13 protein-coding genes are annotated in these 17,542 nt (G+C 58.3%); 5 read left to right on the plus strand and 8 right to left on the minus strand.

Translation table 11 applies throughout. The features are described from left to right. The first annotated feature begins 363 nt into the window (after window positions 1–363). Window positions 364–690 (plus strand): hypothetical protein, encoded by a 327-nt coding sequence (locus tag ACP5EL_RS05200; RefSeq protein WP_428401422.1) that lies wholly within the window; start codon window positions 364–366, stop codon window positions 688–690. 92 nt (window positions 691–782) lie between these two features. Here ACP5EL_RS05200 and ACP5EL_RS05205 read toward each other — a convergent pair whose 3' ends face one another. Together ACP5EL_RS05205 and gltA are read right to left on the minus strand one after the other, a co-directional pair. Continuing rightward, the gene (locus ACP5EL_RS05205; RefSeq protein ID WP_428401423.1) at window positions 783–1,571 is read right to left on the minus strand and encodes a formate/nitrite transporter family protein; all 789 of its coding nucleotides are present in this window, start codon (window positions 1,569–1,571) and stop codon (window positions 783–785) included. A gap of 130 nt (window positions 1,572–1,701) precedes the next feature. Continuing rightward, window positions 1,702–3,162, minus strand: coding sequence for an NADPH-dependent glutamate synthase (gltA, locus tag ACP5EL_RS05210; RefSeq protein WP_428401424.1), 1,461 nt, complete (start codon window positions 3,160–3,162; stop codon window positions 1,702–1,704). Between the two features lie 494 nt (window positions 3,163–3,656). Here gltA and fdhF point away from each other — a divergent pair, with 494 nt between their 5' ends. Beyond that, entirely contained in the window at window positions 3,657–6,407 is a 2,751-nt protein-coding gene (gene fdhF, locus ACP5EL_RS05215; protein ID WP_428401434.1) for a formate dehydrogenase subunit alpha, read from the plus strand. Window positions 6,408–6,409: 2 nt separating this feature from the next. Then, on the plus strand, window positions 6,410–7,330 hold the full coding sequence (locus ACP5EL_RS05220; RefSeq protein WP_428401425.1) for a sulfide/dihydroorotate dehydrogenase-like FAD/NAD-binding protein: 921 nt from the start codon (window positions 6,410–6,412) through the stop codon (window positions 7,328–7,330). 92 nt (window positions 7,331–7,422) lie between these two features. Here the strand turns inward: ACP5EL_RS05220 and ACP5EL_RS05225 are convergent, their stop codons facing one another. From ACP5EL_RS05225 to ACP5EL_RS05250, 6 genes are all read right to left on the minus strand, one after another. Beyond that, window positions 7,423–7,656 carry a type II toxin-antitoxin system HicB family antitoxin gene (locus ACP5EL_RS05225; protein ID WP_428401426.1) on the minus strand — a complete coding sequence of 78 codons (234 nt, stop codon included), beginning with the start codon at window positions 7,654–7,656 and terminating at the stop codon, window positions 7,423–7,425. 338 nt (window positions 7,657–7,994) lie between these two features. Then, window positions 7,995–9,257, minus strand: coding sequence for a Glu/Leu/Phe/Val family dehydrogenase (locus tag ACP5EL_RS05230; RefSeq protein ID WP_428401427.1), 1,263 nt, complete (start codon window positions 9,255–9,257; stop codon window positions 7,995–7,997). Between the two features lie 569 nt (window positions 9,258–9,826). Continuing rightward, window positions 9,827–11,416, minus strand: a complete 1,590-nt coding sequence (locus ACP5EL_RS05235; protein WP_428401428.1) for an FMN-binding glutamate synthase family protein — start codon at window positions 11,414–11,416, stop codon at window positions 9,827–9,829. A gap of 404 nt (window positions 11,417–11,820) precedes the next feature. Next, on the minus strand, window positions 11,821–12,819 hold the full coding sequence (locus tag ACP5EL_RS05240; RefSeq protein ID WP_428401429.1) for a THUMP domain-containing protein: 999 nt from the start codon (window positions 12,817–12,819) through the stop codon (window positions 11,821–11,823). 1 nt (window position 12,820) lies between these two features. Next, a complete protein-coding gene (locus tag ACP5EL_RS05245) occupies window positions 12,821–13,918 on the minus strand; it encodes a phosphotransferase family protein (protein WP_428401430.1) in 1,098 nt (365 codons plus the stop codon). 13 nt (window positions 13,919–13,931) lie between these two features. Beyond that, window positions 13,932–15,188 carry an adenosylhomocysteinase gene (locus tag ACP5EL_RS05250; protein ID WP_428401431.1) on the minus strand — a complete coding sequence of 419 codons (1,257 nt, stop codon included), beginning with the start codon at window positions 15,186–15,188 and terminating at the stop codon, window positions 13,932–13,934. Between the two features lie 125 nt (window positions 15,189–15,313). Here ACP5EL_RS05250 and ACP5EL_RS05255 point away from each other — a divergent pair, with 125 nt between their 5' ends. Together ACP5EL_RS05255 and ACP5EL_RS05260 are read left to right on the plus strand one after the other, a co-directional pair. After that, window positions 15,314–16,063 (plus strand): MBL fold metallo-hydrolase, encoded by a 750-nt coding sequence (locus ACP5EL_RS05255; protein ID WP_428401432.1) that lies wholly within the window; start codon window positions 15,314–15,316, stop codon window positions 16,061–16,063. Between the two features lie 451 nt (window positions 16,064–16,514). Then, window positions 16,515–17,542, plus strand: a 1,028-nt coding sequence (locus tag ACP5EL_RS05260) for a S8 family serine peptidase (protein WP_428401433.1), incomplete at its 3' end; no start/stop codon positions are given.

The raw sequence follows: 17,542 nt of genomic DNA on the forward strand, positions 1-17,542 counted from the left end.
GATGACGATATGACCATGTTCAAGATTGCAGCAGAGCTCGGTTCAAGGGGAACCCTCAAGACCATGACTCTGCCAGCAGTCCCCATCGAAGAGTTCGTCAAGGGGATCTCGGAGTGATCTCCAACAAATGCTAAAAATCCTGTGCCATCTGGGCGAGCCGGCGGAGATTCCTGCAGTGATCGCCCAGATTGAATAAGATAAGCTGAAAGGGGGGTGCAGGCCGTCACCTACACGACGCCAGGAGAGCTCCTCTTTCCTCCCCGACGTTTATGATCCGTTCTTAACTGTTCATACTATCTGTGAAAATATCTCAAACAGATACAAATCATCCGCCTCCAAACAAGGTCTCTGAGGTGTTGAGAGGTGCAAGTTTTAAAGGAGAGGCTTTATAAGGGAACTTCCGACCTCGACGAGGTCTTCGGCGTCGTATCGAGCGTAATCTTCGGCCCCAACTTCGACTGGGAGATCTCCGACTCCGCCGAGGATAAGCTGGTGATGAAGATCACCGGATGCCCCCTCTTGGAGGAGGCGGACCGGAAGGGGCGAGATCCCGAGGAGCTGTCCGAAGCTTGTCAGGCCTACTGCAGATCCGCTGTGGAGAACCTCAACCCCAAGTGCAGTCAGCTGTACACCAAGAGAATGTGCTCCGGGGACGGCTACTGCGAAAACGTGATCTCCATCAGAGGATAGACCGAAAACCTCTGAGCCCACCGCCATAAACCGAGGTAGAGGGTCGAAAATCCTGTAGGGCGTTTCGACCCACCCTTATTCTTAAAGATATTTCAGCCATTCTGCCGAGCGTATACATACCAGTAGATTGCGCCCACAAAGAGGCCGCCGCCTACGATGTTCCCCAAAGTCACCGGAATCAGGTTGACGGTGAAGAACTGGGCCCAGGTGACGCTCGCCCCGTACATTATCCCCGAGGGGATGAAGAACATGTTGGCGATGCTGTGCTCAAACCCGATGGCTACGAAGGCCATAATCGGAAACCATATACCTAGAACCTTGCTTACCACGTCGTCGGAGGCGATGGCGAGCCAGACCGAGAGGCATACGAGCCAGTTGCAGCCGACTCCCTTGAAGAATAGGGCCCAGAAGCCCTGGGATACCTTCGCCTCGGCTATGCCGTTGATGGTCCCAAGCCACGGATCGGTGGCCAAAAGGCCCGTAAGATAGGTCAGGAAGAATACCACAAATATCGAGCCTATGAAATTTCCGACGTAAGATACCGTCCAGTTTCGAGCGAGCCCCCCCCAGGAGGCCTTCTTGGAGAGGACTGCCGGGATGCAGCAGGCGGTATTGCCGGTAAAAAGCTCTGCTCCGGCCACTACCACCAGGATCAACCCCACCGGGAAGACCGCCCCGAAGATGAACTTCTGCAGACCGGGGTTATCCACCCGAAGGCCGGGGACCCCGCCGCCTACGATCACCGCCAAAAGTCCGCCGAAGGCGATGAAAGCGCCGGCCAGAAATCCCAGCGTCAGAAGTGGCCCAAAGGCCATCTCGATCTTGTTACAGCCGATGTTGTCAACCGAACAGGTCGTATCTTTTGGTGATTTGAATCCCATCTATCTTTCTCCCTAAAATCTCTAATAAAAATGAATTTACGGCAGCTTCCCCGCATTTCGACAGGGTCAGAGATGCTCGGCGATGAGCCTCTGGCCGGGATCGTGCGGTGAATGCCGGCCGGGTGGGCCGTCAGCGGTTCCAAGGGCCATCCTCTCGGAGCCAATGGTCGATATCCTCCGCGGCCTTCTTGCCGGCGCCCATGGCGCTGATGACGGTGGCCCCGCCGGTGGTAATATCGCCGCCGGCCCAGACCCCCTCCCGGGTGGTTCTGCCGTCGTCGTCCACCACCAGGGTTCCCCATCTGGTGGTCTCGAGGCCGGGGGTGTTTCCCGGAACCAGGGGGTTGGGGATGGTGCCCACGGCGATGATGACGGTATCCACGTCCACCATGTGCTCAGACCCCTCCTCGGCGACGGGCCTGCGCCTGCCGCTGGCGTCCGGCTCGCCCAGGACCATATTCACCACTTCCATTCTCTCGACCCGCCCTCGGTCGTCTCCAACGAATCGGGTGGGGTTTGTCAGAAAGTCGAAGATGACCCCCTCCTCTTTGGCGTTCTCGATCTCCTCCAGCCTCGCCGGCATCTCGGCCTCGGACCGGCGGTAGATCACGTGGACCTCATCCGCCCCCAGCCTCACGGAGCATCGAGCGGCGTCCATGGCGACGTTTCCGCCACCCACCACCGCCACCCTCTTGCCCTGTCGGATGGGGGTGTCGTACTCTGGAAACTTGTAGGCCTTCATCAGGTTTACTCGGGTGAGATACTCGTTGGCGGAGTAGACACCGTTGAGGTTCTCGCCGGGGATGTTGAGAAATCGCGGTGCACCTGCCCCGATCCCCAGAAATACGGCGTCAAAGCCGTTCTTCAAGAGCTCGTCGACCTGGACCAGCCTCCCTACGACGGAGTCAAGCTCGAACTCGACGCCCAAGCTCTCCACGTAGTCCACTTCAGACCGGACTATCCCTTTGGGCAGCCGAAACTCAGGGATACCGTAGATCAAGACCCCTCCGGCGTCGTGGAGCGCCTCGAAGACGGTGACCTGGTGGCCCCTCTTGGCCAGATCTGCGGCACAGGTGAGGCCAGCGGGGCCCGCCCCCACCACAGCGACCTTCTTTCCTGTGAGAGTTTGGACATCGGCCGAAGGTCTGTCCACCCCTTCGGCCTCCTGGTCGGAGACGTGCTCCTCCACAAGCCCCTGTCGAGACTCCCAGTCTGCCACGAACCTCTCCAGACGACCGATGGCGATCGGCGCTCCCTTCTTCTCCAGAACGCATCGGCTCTCGCATTGAACCTCCTGCGGGCATACCCTCCCGCATATGCCGGGCAGGCTGTTTTTGGCCTTGATGATCCTGACTGCGTCCTCCATCTCGCCGTCCCGTATGGCCTTTATAAAATTGGGGATGTCTATTCCCACAGGACAGCCTTCCATGCATCTGGGCTTCTTGCACTGCAGGCACCTTTTGGCCTCTTCGATCGCCTGCTCTTCGGAGTAGCCACAAGCCACCTCGAGGAAGTTATGGCGCCTCTCCTCGGGGGACTGTTTGGGCATGGAAACCCGATTTAAGTTCAGCTTCTTCTTATTACCAGACATCGTATCCCGCTCGATATTGTGGCTCTGCTGCCTTTTCGGATGATCCCGTGCTCGTCGTCAAAGTTCGAGGCAATAGCCCCCCGGCTGGCGTGGCCATCTCTGTTTGAGTCCATCTCCGTCTTCGACGGTGACTGTCCGACATCGATATTTCCCCTAGCGTTGGGCAGTGGCATTCAACCTATGCCTCGATATTTAAATCTTTTCGGTTTTCGGCTCTGCTAAATCGAATCCCATCGCATATTCTTGACCTTCGGCCACATTTTCCTCTTATCGCCCTGGCTCGCGCTTTAAAGCCCCCAGATTTTTTTGATATCTGCATTTGCAGGATGAATGGGCGGACGAGGCATTCCGTCCCTCTTATACATAAATCCTCCCGAACAGGGGTGCCAGGCCCCATTTGTATCAAATATCCCGTTGAGCCGTCCATTTCCATCGGAAAATAGAGCAATCTTGAAATATGACCTTGAAGCTCCTAAAATAACGCGGTGGTGAAAGTGGAGGAGATCGGACTAACCATTGATGGACGAACGGTCAGGACTCGTAAGGGATCCACAGTTCTCGAAGCTGCCCGAGAGGCTGGCATCTACATACCGGCCTTATGCGACCACCCAGACCTTTCGCCCATCGGCTCATGCAAGCTCTGCATCGTCGAGATAGAGGGTCAGAATGTCTATCCCACCTCCTGCACCACCCTTGCAGAGGAGGGGATGGTGGTGAGGACGAAGACGGAAGAGGTTCAGGAGATGCGCCGCCACGCCCTGGAGATGCTCCTGGCCCTGACCAACCACCCGACGAGCTGCCTATTCTGCGAACGCAAAGACGAGTGCACCGACCTCCGGGAGTGTATGAGAAAGTTCCCCCTGGCGGTGGGCTGTAAGTACTGTCCCAACGACGGTGAATGCGAGCTCCAGGACGCGGTGAAATATACGGGGCTGGAGAAGATGAGGTACTCCACCACCTACCGCAACCTTCCGGTTCGGAGGGAGCCGTTCTTCGACCGCGACTACAACCTCTGCATCCTGTGTAGCCGATGTGTTCGGACCTGCAGTGAGGTCAGGGGAGAAAAGGTCCTCTCTTTCGATGTGAACTACCATCGGCAACATGCCATCGGACCGATCTCGCTGGTAGAGTCGGACTGCAAGTTCTGCGGTGCCTGTGTCGACGTCTGCCCCACCGGTGCCCTGTACGCCCGGTCCGAGAGATGGGAGAAGCCGAGCGACTTCGTCGTCACTGCATGTCCCTTCTGCGGCGTGGGCTGCGTGATGGAGATCGGGGTTCAGGACGGCCATATCGTCCGAGTTCGAGGAAGGAGGGGCGAGACCCCGAACAACGGTCAGCTCTGCGTCAAAGGGCGGTTCGGCCTCGACTTCGTCGAAAGCCCCGAGAGGCTGAAGACCCCTCTGATCCGGAAGGATGGCGAGCTCGTCCCCGCCAGCTGGGACGAGGCGCTGGAGTTCATCGTCGAGAAGTTCTCCCGAGCTAAAGGCGACCGTTTCGCCCTCCTCTCCTCTGCCAAATGCACCAACGAGGAGAACTACCTGGCCCAGAAGCTCTCTCGTCTGGTGATGGAGACGAACAACGTCGACCACTGTGCCCGGCTCTGTCACGCCTCCACCGTCGCCGCCCTGGCCGCGGCCTTCGGGAGCGGGGCGATGACCAACTCCATCGATGAGCTGAAGGACGCAGGCTGCATATTCATCATTGGATCGAACACCACAGAGCAGCATCCTGTGATCGCCCTCAAGATCAAGGAGGCGAAGAAGAGGGGCGCGAAGATCATCGTCGCCAACCCTCGCTGGATCGAGCTCTGCAATTTCGCGGACATCTGGCTGAGGCAAGAGCCGGGCACCGACGTCCCCCTGATCCTGGGGATGTGCAAGGTGATCTCAGAAGAGAACCTCCTCAACGATGGATTCATCGAGGAGCGGTGTGAGGGGTTTGAAGAGTTCAGAGATTCCCTCGCCGACATATCCCTTGAGGAGGTCGCCAAGATCACCGGCGTGGAGATGGAACCGATCAGAGAGGCGGCCTTGGTTTACGCTCAAAACGGCCCCTCATCCATAGTCTACTCCATGGGCATAACCCAGCACTCTCACGGCACAGACAACATCCTATCCCTCGCAAACCTGGCCATGATGACCGGAAACCTGGGCAAGCCCGCCAGCGGCATAAATCCCCTGAGGGGCCAGAACAACGTCCAGGGGGCCTGCGACATGGGGGCTCTTCCCAACGTCTTCCCCGGCTACCAGGCGGTGGCGAACGACGATCTGCGTAAGAAGTTCGAGGAGAAATGGGGAAGGACGCTCCCAGAGAAGCCGGGTTTGACCCTGATGGAGATCTTCAACGCCGTCCACGATGGCGATATCGAGGCCATGTACATCATCGGCGAGAACCCCCGGATCAGCGACCCCGACGCGACCCACGTCGCCGAGGCCCTGGAGAAGCTGGACTTCCTGGTGGTCCAAGAGATATTCCTCTCGGAGACCGCAAGCCTGGCCGATGTTGTTCTGCCCGCCACCTCCTTTGCAGAGAAGGACGGGACCTTCACCAATACGGAACGGAGAGTTCAGCGGGTGAGAAGAGCGCTGGATCCCGTCGGTGACGCCAGGCCCGACTGGATGATCATCTCGGAGATCGGGAGGAGGATGGGCTATGAAGAAGAGTTCTCCTACTCAGACCCCTCGGAGATCATGGACGAGATCGCCTCCCTAACTCCCAGCTACGGGGGGATTAACTATGGGAGGATCGAAAAATCCGGCCTTCAGTGGCCATGCCCGAACCCAGACCATCCCGGAACGCCATACCTCCACAAGACAGGGTTCACGAGGGGAAAGGGCCTCTTTTCGGTGGTCAGCTACCGCCCCTCCATGGAGCTTCCCGACGATGAGTATCCCTTTATCCTCACCACCGGCAGAGTCCTCTGCCACTTCCACACCGGCACCATGACCAGGAAGGTGCCCGGGCTGAACTATCTGCGGAATGAAGAGCTGGTGGAGATCAACCCAAAGGATGGGCGGGCCCTGGGGATAGAGGACGGCGATCTGGTGGAGGTGGCCTCGAGGAGGGGGACGGTGAGGGCGAAGGCCAAGATAACGGAGAAGTCGTCGGAGGGGGTGGCCTTCATGACCTTCCACTTCGCCGAGACGCCGACCAACGTCCTCACCAACCCCGCCCTCGATCCCGTGGCCAAGATCCCCGAGCTGAAGGTCTGTGCCGTAAAGCTCAGCAGAGCGAGTGGTGATTGAAGATGTACCAGATAGTGGAGAAGGAAGTTTTAGTCCCCAACATCATCTACCTCAAGATAAAAGCGCCCAAGATCGCGAAAGTCGCTTGCCCCGGCCAGTTTGTGATCATCAGGGTCGACGAGACCGGCGAGAGGATGCCCATGGGGCTTGCGGGCTGGGACGCTGAAGAGGGGACCATCGAGATCGTCTTCTATGTCCTCGGGACCAGCACCATGAAGCTCGGCATCCTTCGGGAGGGCGACTCAATAATGAACCTCGCGGGGCCCCTGGGCAAACCGACAGAGATTGGTAACTTCGGGACCGTCATCTGCGCCTGCGGCTGTTTCGGCATAGGGCCCACCATGCCTCTGATAAAGGCGCTGAAAGAGGCCGGAAACTATGTCATAACCGTCGTTGAGGGTCGGAGTCGGGAGTTCATCTTCTGGGAGGATAAGTTGGAGGCCGCAAGTGACGAGCTGCACGTCCTCGCGGGAAACGGCGGCTGCGGCGAGGAGGGGTGGACGAACGACTTCATATCCCGATACCTGGAGGAGGGGAAGAAAGTCGATCGAATCTTCGTCCACGGCTGTCCCTTCATGATGATGGAGACCTCCAAGGCCAGCGAGCCTTACGGCGTCAAGACGATCGTCAGCCTCACCCCCCTGATGGTCGACGGGACCGGGATGTGCGGCGCGTGCCGGGTAGAGGTGGGGGGCGAGACCAAGTTCGCCTGTGTCGACGGGCCGGACTTCGACGGCCACGATGTCAACTGGGAGACCCTGGCCCTCCGGCTCCGCCAGTTCATCCCCGAGGAGGATAGATCTGCCATGCTCTGGGAGCGCGATAACTGGCACAAGCTGGTGGAGACTTCGCCTCAGGCCTTCAACCCGACCTTGGGCAGGGACGAGGGGAAAGAGAAGAAGAGGGCAACCTCATCGAGCTAGGCAGTCCCCCAATCACGAGGAAGGTGGTCGAGGCTGGCGGGAGATGTCCACTTCCGGCCTTGGCCTTAACATTCGGCCGCTAGATTGCTATTCTATCTGACCAGCTCTATCATCGAGGCGAACTTGTGGGGTGAAGCCGCTGCCGCCTCCACGTCGGCGATGATGCCCCGACTTTCGGCATCGTCGAGGTAAAACCACGCAACTTCTTCCAGATTGTCGAGGGCCTCCTCGGGCGTGGCGCCAAAACTCGATATTCCCAGCTCGGGGCATTTCGAGATGTACGCTCGATCCCCTTCCCATATCTCGGCGGTGAGGTTCAGTTTCATCTATTTGTTCCTCCAAGGCGAACTTCCATAATTATTGGGTATGATTCATCTCTTTATATATCCCTTATCCATTTGATGGCAATCTCTGTCTCTGCCGGTGCGCTGTGGAGGAAAAAGGATATATTTATCCCCTGGGGCAGCATCTTTCCTTCGGGTGGGTCGGCGCGAACTCGAAAGTTCAGCTTCAGGCCAGTTTCCTTGAAGATCGTGCAGATCAAGTAAGATCGCAACATCGAAGTAAACTGATTCAAAAAAGAGGGATACGGCGGGAGGGCGGCCGCCTCCTACCCACTCGTTCTTCAGCCCCTATGCGGATATAACAAACAGACGAATCCGATCTAGGCCATCTTGATCCAGCCGCGCATCTTCATCGCCTCGACGACGCGGTTGACGGCGACGACATAAGCTGCCTGCCGCATGTTTATGTTGTAAGCTTTGGAGGTGTCGAGGACGGTGTGGTAGGCCTGGGTCATCCTGTCGTCGAGCCGCTTGTAGACGTCTTCGACGTCCCAGCAGTACCGGTCGATGTTCTGAACCATCTCAAAGTAGGATACGGTAACGCCGCCAGCGTTGCAGAGGAAGTCGGGGATCACGTGAACGCCATTTTTGAAGAGGATCTCGTCAGCCTCGGGCGTGGTTGGTCCGTTGGCGAGCTCTGCAATGATCTTGGCCTTGACGTTGGGCGCGTTCTCTTTGGTGATGACGTTCTCTAGGGCGGCGGTGATCAGGATGTCCACGTCGAGCTCGATCAGCTCTTCGTTGGAGATCTTCTGAGTCGTCTCTCTGGGGGAGTTCGTCACTGTGCGGGTGTCCTCCTTGACGCTGCAGGCGAGATCGAGGTCGAGGCCGTCCTTGTTGTATATGCCGCCCTTGGAGTCGCTGATCGCCACCACCTTGGAGGCGAAGAGGTCTCTGACGAGGAATCCTGCATGGCATCCGGCATTTCCATAACCCTGTATGGCGACGGTGGCCTTGGAGAGGTCTATGCCGAGCTCTTTTGCCGCCTCCCGGATGGTATACATGCCACCGCGGGCGGTCGCGTCGTCGCGGCCGCAGGAGCCCCCTATGCAGACAGGCTTGCCGGTGATGCAGCCGAACTCGTTACTACCTGTGATCTTCGAGTACTCGTCCATCATCCAGGCCATGATCTGGGGGGTGGTGTAGACGTCGGGGGCCGGGACATCCTTGTTGGGACCTATGAACTGCCATATCTGGTCGATGTATCCTCTGCTCAGGCGTTCCAGCTCGTTTTCGGAGAGCTCTTTGGGGTTGCAGATGACGCCGCCCTTTCCTCCGCCGAGGGGGAGGTCGAGAAGAGAGCACTTCCAGGTCATCCATGCGGCCAGGGCCCTGACGGTGTCGACCGTCTCCTCGGGGTGGAACCTGATGCCGCCCTTCGTCGGCCCCTTGGCGTCGTTGTACTGGACTCGGAAACCCTTGAAGACCTTCGTCCTTCCGTCGTCCATGCGGACGGGAATGGATACGTGGAGTTCACGCATGGGGTTTCGAAGTACCTCGCGCACATCGTCGGCCAGCTTCAGTATTTTTGCACAGTTGTCCAGCTGCTCTTGAGCTATTTCAAATGGGTTGAGTTCTGCCATCCCTTTATCACCCTTTTTGGCTTCTACCAAAAACTCGATCACGACGAGTTCGGAGGAAGCCCATGTCAGCACCGGCTAGTTAAATCTTATGAGTTACATTTATTTATGGCAAAAGGGAATAAACTGTCCGAATATTGATATTTAAGTATTTCTGATGAGGATCTGAGCAGAATAAGCAACAGAACTGATGAAATTTTTGTAAATTTTTGATTATATATCTGTCAAATACTAATAAGAATAAGTACTGAATTTAAGCATGAATATTGAGATCAACTTTTTATGATTTTTATTATATCAGAAATTTTTGTATCCATTATGGACGAGATACGAGGCGATCCCATCATAAAGACCACTGGATACTCGATTTATATATGTCTGGTGCGAGGATAGAAGCAACCTCTTCCCGTGGCAGACGACACCATCCAAAAACTGCGTATATCTGCTGAGATGATGTTGACATAAAGATAATATATTGGTGTATGTGCGATAATATCGCACATACGTCCTCTGCGGCGGGCACGTAAAGCTAAAACCGTCTGCGCTTTGCACACCGTCGTTCCATCTCGCCCTCAGCCGTCCAGAATTTCCTCGGCGACGTCCCTATAGGCGTCCATAACGTAGGCGATACCCGATACTTTCGCCGCCTCTTCGGTGAGGGCCATAATGTCATCTCTGGAGATGGTCTTCAGGCTGAAGTTCCTGCTTCCGGCCATAAGCTGCTGCAGTCCGATCTGGAACCTCTGGGCATAGGTGTAGATGCCCATGGCTCCCAGGGGGATCTTCTCGACCTCTTTTCCGTACTTCTCAGCCAGCTCCTCGTAGGTGACAAAGAGCTGCTTGGCACTGGTTCCGTACTTGGAGACCGACTTCGGAAGCTCTCCCGCCTCGATCCATCTCTGGATGTTCTTTCCGACCATCCCGGGGATCATGAGGGCTCTGCCCATGCAGACCGCCTTGAAGTAGGGCGCGCCCATGGCGATCGCCTTGAAGACGCCGTCCTCAGAGGAGAAGCCTCCCGCCATGGCGAGATCTGGCACCCTCATGCCCTTCTTATGAAGCTTCTCTGCAAACTCATAGGCCAGGGACTGGAGGTAGAAGCTCGGAACTCCCCACTCGTTCATCATCGGCCAGGGGCTCATCCCCGTGCCGCCGGGAGCGCCGTCTATGGTGAGAAGGTCGATCTTCGCCTCCGACCCGTAGCGCAGGGCCATGGCGAGCTCGGCCATGGAGTAGGCCCCGGTCTTGAGGGTGATTCTCTTGAATCCGAGGTCTCTGAGCCTGTCGACCTCCTCCAGGAATCCCTCTTTGGTGACGAAGCCGAGGCGGGAGTGTCTCTCAAACTCCTTGATAGCGCCGTCCTTGAAGCCCATCTGGACTTCCTTAAGGGTGGGGTCGGGCCTCACTATGTAGCCCCTCTTCTGCAGCTCAAGGGCCCTTTCGAGGGATTGGACCTTTATCTCACCTCCGATGCACTTTGCGCCTTGGCCCCACTTCAGCTCCAGGGTGTCCAGCTCGTGCTTCGCGGAGACGTACTCGGCGGTTCCGAGCCTGGTGTCCTCGACGTTCATCTGGACCAAGATCTCGCCGTACCCCTCATGGAACTGCCTGTAGGTCTCGATCCTTCTGTCCATCTCCGGAGACTTGACGACTTTGCCCTTGCCGTCCAGCACCAGATCCGGGTCGACGCCGCAGACGTTCTCGCCGCATACAAGGGTGATCCCTGATATGGCTGCACCGATGGCGAAGTGCTCCCAGTTGGCCTCGGCTATATCCGTCGAGCCGAGGGCGCCGGTGAAGATGGGGACCTTCATCTTGACCGTTCTGTCCCATCCATACTCGGTCTCGGTATCAACCTCGTGGAATACGGCAGTGTCGGGGTTGGCATCGACGCCCTCGGGCAGGCCCTTTGCACCTACGGCGTATCCCTGGATGTTTATGTGAGAGTAGTCCAGGGGATAGTCCTTATCTGCCCCCGCAGTGATCTCTCCGAAAGGCCCGGGATAGAGGACCTCTCGGCCCCTGAAAGAGGATAACCATATATCACAACCGCCCCTGCAGCCGTCGATACATCGGGTGCAGATCCCGGACATGGGCGCGACGTTTCTCGACCGGTTGTACGTTCCGATCGCCTCGTTGGAGTTTGGCTGTCTGAGATTCATAAAATGCCCCTTTATCATTTTAAATCATATCGCATCCGGGCGGAATGTCGCCCGGACGATTTACTCCTCCGACAAGCACTTCCGGTGTCCTATTACATATATTTTGCCTCAGCAAAGCACTGCCGTCTTGATAATATATAACTGCTGCGCTTATCTGCGCGAGGGATACTAATGTAGTAAAACTGAAGATAGTTAAACGTTTGTCTCAATCCATTTTGGCCAAATTGGACGAAGAATATTCCCGAGGAACGGGACCTTTATACCAGCCAAAAGACCGCCTTTAAGCCCATTTCAAGGCGTTTTTCGAAGGGTGGGCCGCGAGATCCTCGAGCAGGGCGCGGTGAGGGTAGGAGATGCTTCGAGCCGTGGGCCAAGGAGAATATCCACCTCTGGTCGAGGTTTCGTCACCTGCAGACGAAGATCTGCCGTGTGAGGCTGCGGTGGACCCTCTCGGCGTGGGTTTCGAGAACCTCAAACCCGGCATCCTGGATCGATTCGCCGACGGGCCTATCGTCGACGTAGATCATCCTTCCTTTTGGTATGAGCACCCTTCTGAGCTCCGCCAGGCTTCCAGCCAGAAGCTCGTCTCTCGACCCCGCCTGGATCAGGGCAGACCTGCCATAGGGGGCGTCGGCGACGGCGCCCTCGATGGATCGGTCTCTGAGAGGAAGCCTTGCGGCATCCCCGACCATCAGGGCGCAGTCGAGCCCCTCCAGGTTCGATCTGGATCCCAAAACGATCCCCTCCTGGACGTCGAGACCCAGTCCCCTGATCCCCAGAAGCCCCGCCTCCACCAGGAACCCGGCAGTCCCGGAGAAGGGGTCGAGGAGCCTCTCCTCCTCCCTGACCATGGCCAAATTGACCAGGGCCCGGGAGAGCTTCGGCAGCATCGTTCCGGGATGGAAGAAGGGCTTTAGGTGGGGTCGCCGGGCCCGAAACCCGGCCCTATCGGCTCTGGCCACCTCCCGGCCGAGGAAGGCCCCCTCTTCTGTGACCAACGCCCTGATCTCGATCTCAGGGCTCTTTAGGTCGGCCCTGTAGCCCCTCTTCCAGAGGGCAGAGCCCACCATCCTCTCCACCTCGTCGCTTCCGAGGGGCGCCTCCCCCAGCCGCTTCGCCCTGACTTTGTATGTTTTGGCTGGAAGATCGAGGGATTTGGCGGCCTCGGCCAAGCCCTCTGGAGAGGGTTCGGCCTCCGCCAAGATCTCGACGACTCGATGGGTCATCGCCATCCTGAACCCCAGCCGGGAGCGGTCGAGGTCCCCTGCCTCGACGACGAGGCAGCGCTCGGCCTCGGAGACGATCGCATACCCCGACGAGCAGATCTCCAGGAGGGCGCAGGCCTCGCTCCTTGGGATCGTCGGGTGCTCTCCGGAGAGCTCGAAGGCGTACCGGGTCTCCATCTCAGATCCGCGGCTTTTCGAGGTAGCTGTTGACCTTCTTGTAGTCGAACTCCTCAGAGTCGAGGACGTTCTCCAGGAAGTTGAAGAGGGTCCTCCGCACGTCGCCTGCGAGGAGAGGGTACCAGGTGGGGCTCGCCACCACCATCATCCGAAAGGCGAAGAAGGGGGCGATCACCGATAGAAGCTCCTCGTCTCCGGTTCTGTCGAGATAGTTCTCGAAGAAGAGCTCGAAGACGTCTTTGAGGCCGCCCTCAAGCCTCAAGCTCTTCTGGACCGAGTAGAATATGTAGTTCGTCGTCATGGCGGTGACGTCGTCGGCGGCCTCGCCCCACTCGCCCCGGGACCTGTCCAGGACTGAGAAGTCGGTCCCGGACCGAAACATCACGTTCCAGGGGTGAAAGTCGCCGTGGGCCTGACAGAGCCGGCTGGTCCTCTTCCGGAGCCGCCACCTCCATTCGACGCACTTCTTTTCGATATCGCAGAGCTCTCCGGGCTCAAGGAAGTCCGGATCTTTCGGGTAGTCGTCGAGGATCCCCATGATGCACTCGCCGTGGCCGACCGTCTCCCTGATCTTTCGCCGGTAGAGGGCTGGAGAGTCCTTCTTTTTGGCGTGGATCTCGGCTAGGTAGGTGGAGAGGATCTCTGCCCGTTTCATATCCAGTTCCGTCGCCCCCTCTTCCTTCACCCGTTCTAGGTCGAAGAAGTACTCCTTCCCCTCGATCTTCTCCATCAGGATGAAGAACTCGCTGGCATCGCCGCAGGAGCTGAGCCTTCCCGCGGGGTTGAAGTAGCCGACGTCGATCGACCGAGCGTGCTTTGGGAGGCTTCCGAAGGTCGAGTGCTGCCAGAGGAGGACCTGGGCCCGGTCGGAGAAGTGGTCGTGGCCGAACCCCTCCTGGACTCTCATCGTCGAGAGGACCGCAGACTTGGTCCTCCTCCCTGACCGGTACTCCAGAAGGACGGGGCTTCCGTAGCCGAAGCCCTTGACGTCCTCGTTGGTGGCCACCGTCTCTCCGAGGGTCTTCATCCCGATCAGCTCGGCATCCTCCCCCTCCAGTCTTCTGAGGTAGGCCTCGACGGCCTCTCTCTTCAGGTCCATCTCCTCACCCCTCTCAGGTTCCAATATCCCAGCTGTGGAGGTACTTGTACTGCTCGGAGGTCAGGGTCTCGATCTCTATCCCCATGGCCTCGAGCTTCAGGGTCGCTACCCTCTTGTCGATCTCCGAGGGTACGGAGTAGACCTTTCTCTCCAGTTCGGGGCCGTGCTCGGCTATGTAGCGGACGGAGAGGGCCTGGTTTGCAAAGCTCATATCCATCACCTCTGGCGGGTGGCCGTAGGCGGCGGCGAGGTTGATCAGCCTCCCTTCGGCCAGGAGGTAGATCCTGCGGCCGTCAGACATCCTGTACTCCACCACGTTCTCCTGGACCTCGCCTATCCCCGAAGCCATCTCCTCCAGCTCGGGGATGTTGATCTCGACGTTGAAGTGGCCGCTGTTGGCGACGATCGCCTGGTCTTTCATCAGCTCTACGTGCTCTCCTCTGATCACGGAGATGTCCCCGGTCACCGTGATGAAGAGGTCGCCGATGGGGGCGGCCTCGATCATCGGCATCACCCGGAAGCCGTCCATGGCCGCCTCCAGGGCCTTTCGGGGCTCGATCTCGACGACGATCACGTTTGCGCCCATGCCCCTGGCCCGGGTCGCGAGGCCCCGGCCGCACCAGCCGTAGCCGCCGATGACGACGTTCTTGCCGGCGAAGAGGAAGTTGGTGGCGTTCATGATCCCGTGGATGGTGCTCTGGCCGGTTCCGTACCGGTTGTCGAACATCATCTTCGTCTCAGCATCGTTGACGGCGACGACCGGGTACAGCAGCTCGCCGGCGTCGGCGAGGGCCCGGAGCCTGATCACCCCGGTCGTCGTCTCCTCGCAGCCTCCCAGGATATCGGCGGCCAGCTCTGTTCTCTTTCTGTGAATGGTGGCGATGGTGTCGGCGCCGTCGTCGAGGGTGACGTTGGGGCCGATGTCCAGAGCCCGGTTGATGCAGTCGTAGTACTCCTGGTCGTTCTCTCCGTGGAAGGCGTAGACGTACATCCCCTCCTCGGCCAGGGCCGCGGCCACGTCGTCCTGGGTGCTGAGGGGGTTTGACCCTGTGACCGCGATCTCGGCTCCGCCCGCGGTGAGGGTGGATAGCAGGTTTGCGGTCTCGACGGTGACGTGGAGACAGGCCACGACCCTGACCCCTTCCAGGGGCCGCTCAGTTATGTACTCCTCTCTGATCTTCTGGAGGACGGGCATGTGTCTTCTCGCCCACTCGATCCTCTTTTTGCCCTTCTCGGCAAGCCCTGGGTCCTTGATGACGTTCTCCTTCAAAATATCACCTTGATCAATCTTGAGGTCAGATTATCGCCTTTGAGATCTGATTCTTTGGAGATACTTAAAACCGACCGGTCCAGCCGTCGGCAAACTCTATCTCCCTCCAATTCCCAAGGGGTATCATGGAACTCGAGGTGACCCTTCTTGGAACCGGGGTCGGCATCCCCCACTCGGGCCGGGCTCAGGCGGGGCTCGTGGTCAGGGCCGAAGAGCCCCTCCTCTTCGACTGCGGCGCAGGAGCTCTTCTGAGGCTGGCGGAGGCGGGCCTCTCGCCCCTGGAGATCGATGTCGTCCTCCTCACTCATCTTCATCTCGACCACGTCTCTGACCTTCTCGCCCTCGCCAAGGCCCGGTGGCTGATGGGGGCGAACGAGATTTCGGTCTTCGGGCCCGATGGGACGGAGGCGTGGTTTGAGGCTCTCCGGAGCCTATACCCTTACCTGGAGGAGCTGGACGTCTCCATCACCATCGTTCGGCCCGGCGACGAGTTCAGCCTTTCGGGCCTGATGATCAGAGCGGGCGAGGCGGTCCACAGCCTCCCTGCCCTCGGATACAGGATCGAATCAGAGGCCATGGCCGCCGTATACTCCGGAGATACCGAGCCAGCAGCGTCGATGAGGAAACTCGCCAGGGGGGCCGACCTTCTGATCCACGAGTGCTCCTTTCCCGAGCCTTTCGTCGTCACCAACCACTCGACTCCCCTCTGGTTGGGGGGGACCTTCCGGGGAGCGGGGGTGAAGAGGATCGTCCTCACCCACCTGTACCCCCAGACGGTCGGCCGCGAGGAGGAGATGGTCCGGGACGTTCGGGCGGGCCTCGCCGATGAGACAAAAGTCGAGGTCGGACGGGACCTGCAGAGGATAGGGGTTTAGATGGCTGCCGTCCCCAAGATATCAGGAGTTTCAGCCTATGCCTGAAATTATCGCCGTCGATGACCGGTCAGACGATCGCGATCGGTTCGAAAAATATCGCTAAAGGTCAATAGGGTGAGATGTGCCCAATTATATATGATCTTGGGAGCACGACTGACAACCTTCATGGAAAAAATTGGCATTGAACGTCCTGATCTTTCCTTAATAGTGTGGATTTATATTCCCCCGCTCATCAGAATTTTGTGACATTCGGATCATCTTCGATCATCGGCACATCGCCTCTGACGCCAATTATGCCTAAGAAAATAAGATACTTTGCGCTATCATATCCGAAATTATGTCATCAAATATCAATCTTTGAAAGTGCCTTAAAGGATCTATATTATCAAAAGAGTTATGTAGTAGAAAATTGAAATAATGCCGTCAGTTCAACGATCACGGAGGCAAAAAAATGATTGAAGAACTTGGCGAAAAACAGCGGTACATTGTGACCTTCAAGAGGAAGGACCGAAGGACGGACAAGAAGACCGATAAGACCGATATTCTGCAGCAGAACGTAGGTCCGAGGCTGAACTTCGTGGACGTGGGCGCATGCGCCGCGGGCTTTGCGCTTCCCGACGATCCTGAAGGGGTGCTCGCCCTGGACATCAACGACTTTGAGAATCCCACCGTCTTCGCCGCCCTGACCGCCGGTGAGGCGGGCGTCCTCAGTAAGGACCCCAACGTCGACTCCGTGGAGCCCGACGGTAAGATCTACGCTCTGGACCTCGTATCTCAAGAGATGCTTCCCGGCGGCGGCCTCTTCGGCGGAATGGGTGAGCCGGGGGCTGCGGAGGAAGGGCCGTCTGCCCAGGCGGACGTCATCCCCTGGGGCGTCTCCAGGGTCAAGGCCCCCATGTGCTGGGATGCGACCAGGGGGAAGGGCATTTACGTTGCGGTCCTGGATACGGGGATTTGGCCCCACAACGATCTCAGCGGGAATCTCCTCGGCGGTATCAGCTTCGTCCCTGGTGAGAGCTGGGTCGACGGCCACGGTCACGGAACCCACGTGGCGGGGACGATCGCAGCGAAGATCAACGGATCTGGAGTGGTGGGGATCGCACCCTCCGCTTATGTCTACGCCATAAAGGTCCTCAGCAACGGAGGATCGGGACAATGGAGCTGGCTGATGTCGGGGCTCTACTGGATGAGGAAGTACTACGGCTGCACCTTCGACGTCGCCAACATGAGCCTTGGCGCCAGCTCGGCTCCGTCTGCTGTGGAGAGCTACGTCAACTACGCGGCACAAAGCACCCTCCTGGTCTGCGCCGCCGGCAATAGCGGCGGTGCGGTCGGATATCCCGCCAAGTACGCCAAATGTCTGGCGGTGAGCGCTTTAAAGAGCGACAATACCCTCCCCATCTGGAGCTGTCGGGGGCCTGAGGTGGAGCTCTGTGCTCCCGGGGTCGATATCCTCTCCACGTTGCCGGGGAACCGTTA

The sequence above is a fragment of the Methanocrinis sp. genome (assembly GCF_049974945.1).
Classification (GTDB): domain Archaea; phylum Halobacteriota; class Methanosarcinia; order Methanotrichales; family Methanotrichaceae; genus Methanocrinis.

Coding starts and splice junctions, on each gene's coding strand:
- ACP5EL_RS05255 (WP_428401432.1), top strand. CDS start 15,314: ATGGAACTCGAGGTGACCCTTCTTGGAACCGGGGTCGGCATCCCCCAC.
- ACP5EL_RS05240 (WP_428401429.1), bottom strand. CDS start 12,819: ATGGAGACCCGGTACGCCTTCGAGCTCTCCGGAGAGCACCCGACGATC.
- ACP5EL_RS05235 (WP_428401428.1), bottom strand. CDS start 11,416: ATGAATCTCAGACAGCCAAACTCCAACGAGGCGATCGGAACGTACAAC.
- ACP5EL_RS05220 (WP_428401425.1), top strand. CDS start 6,410: ATGTACCAGATAGTGGAGAAGGAAGTTTTAGTCCCCAACATCATCTAC.
- gltA (WP_428401424.1), bottom strand. CDS start 3,162: ATGTCTGGTAATAAGAAGAAGCTGAACTTAAATCGGGTTTCCATGCCC.
- ACP5EL_RS05225 (WP_428401426.1), bottom strand. CDS start 7,656: ATGAAACTGAACCTCACCGCCGAGATATGGGAAGGGGATCGAGCGTAC.
- ACP5EL_RS05230 (WP_428401427.1), bottom strand. CDS start 9,257: ATGGCAGAACTCAACCCATTTGAAATAGCTCAAGAGCAGCTGGACAAC.
- ACP5EL_RS05205 (WP_428401423.1), bottom strand. CDS start 1,571: ATGGGATTCAAATCACCAAAAGATACGACCTGTTCGGTTGACAACATC.
- ACP5EL_RS05245 (WP_428401430.1), bottom strand. CDS start 13,918: ATGGACCTGAAGAGAGAGGCCGTCGAGGCCTACCTCAGAAGACTGGAG.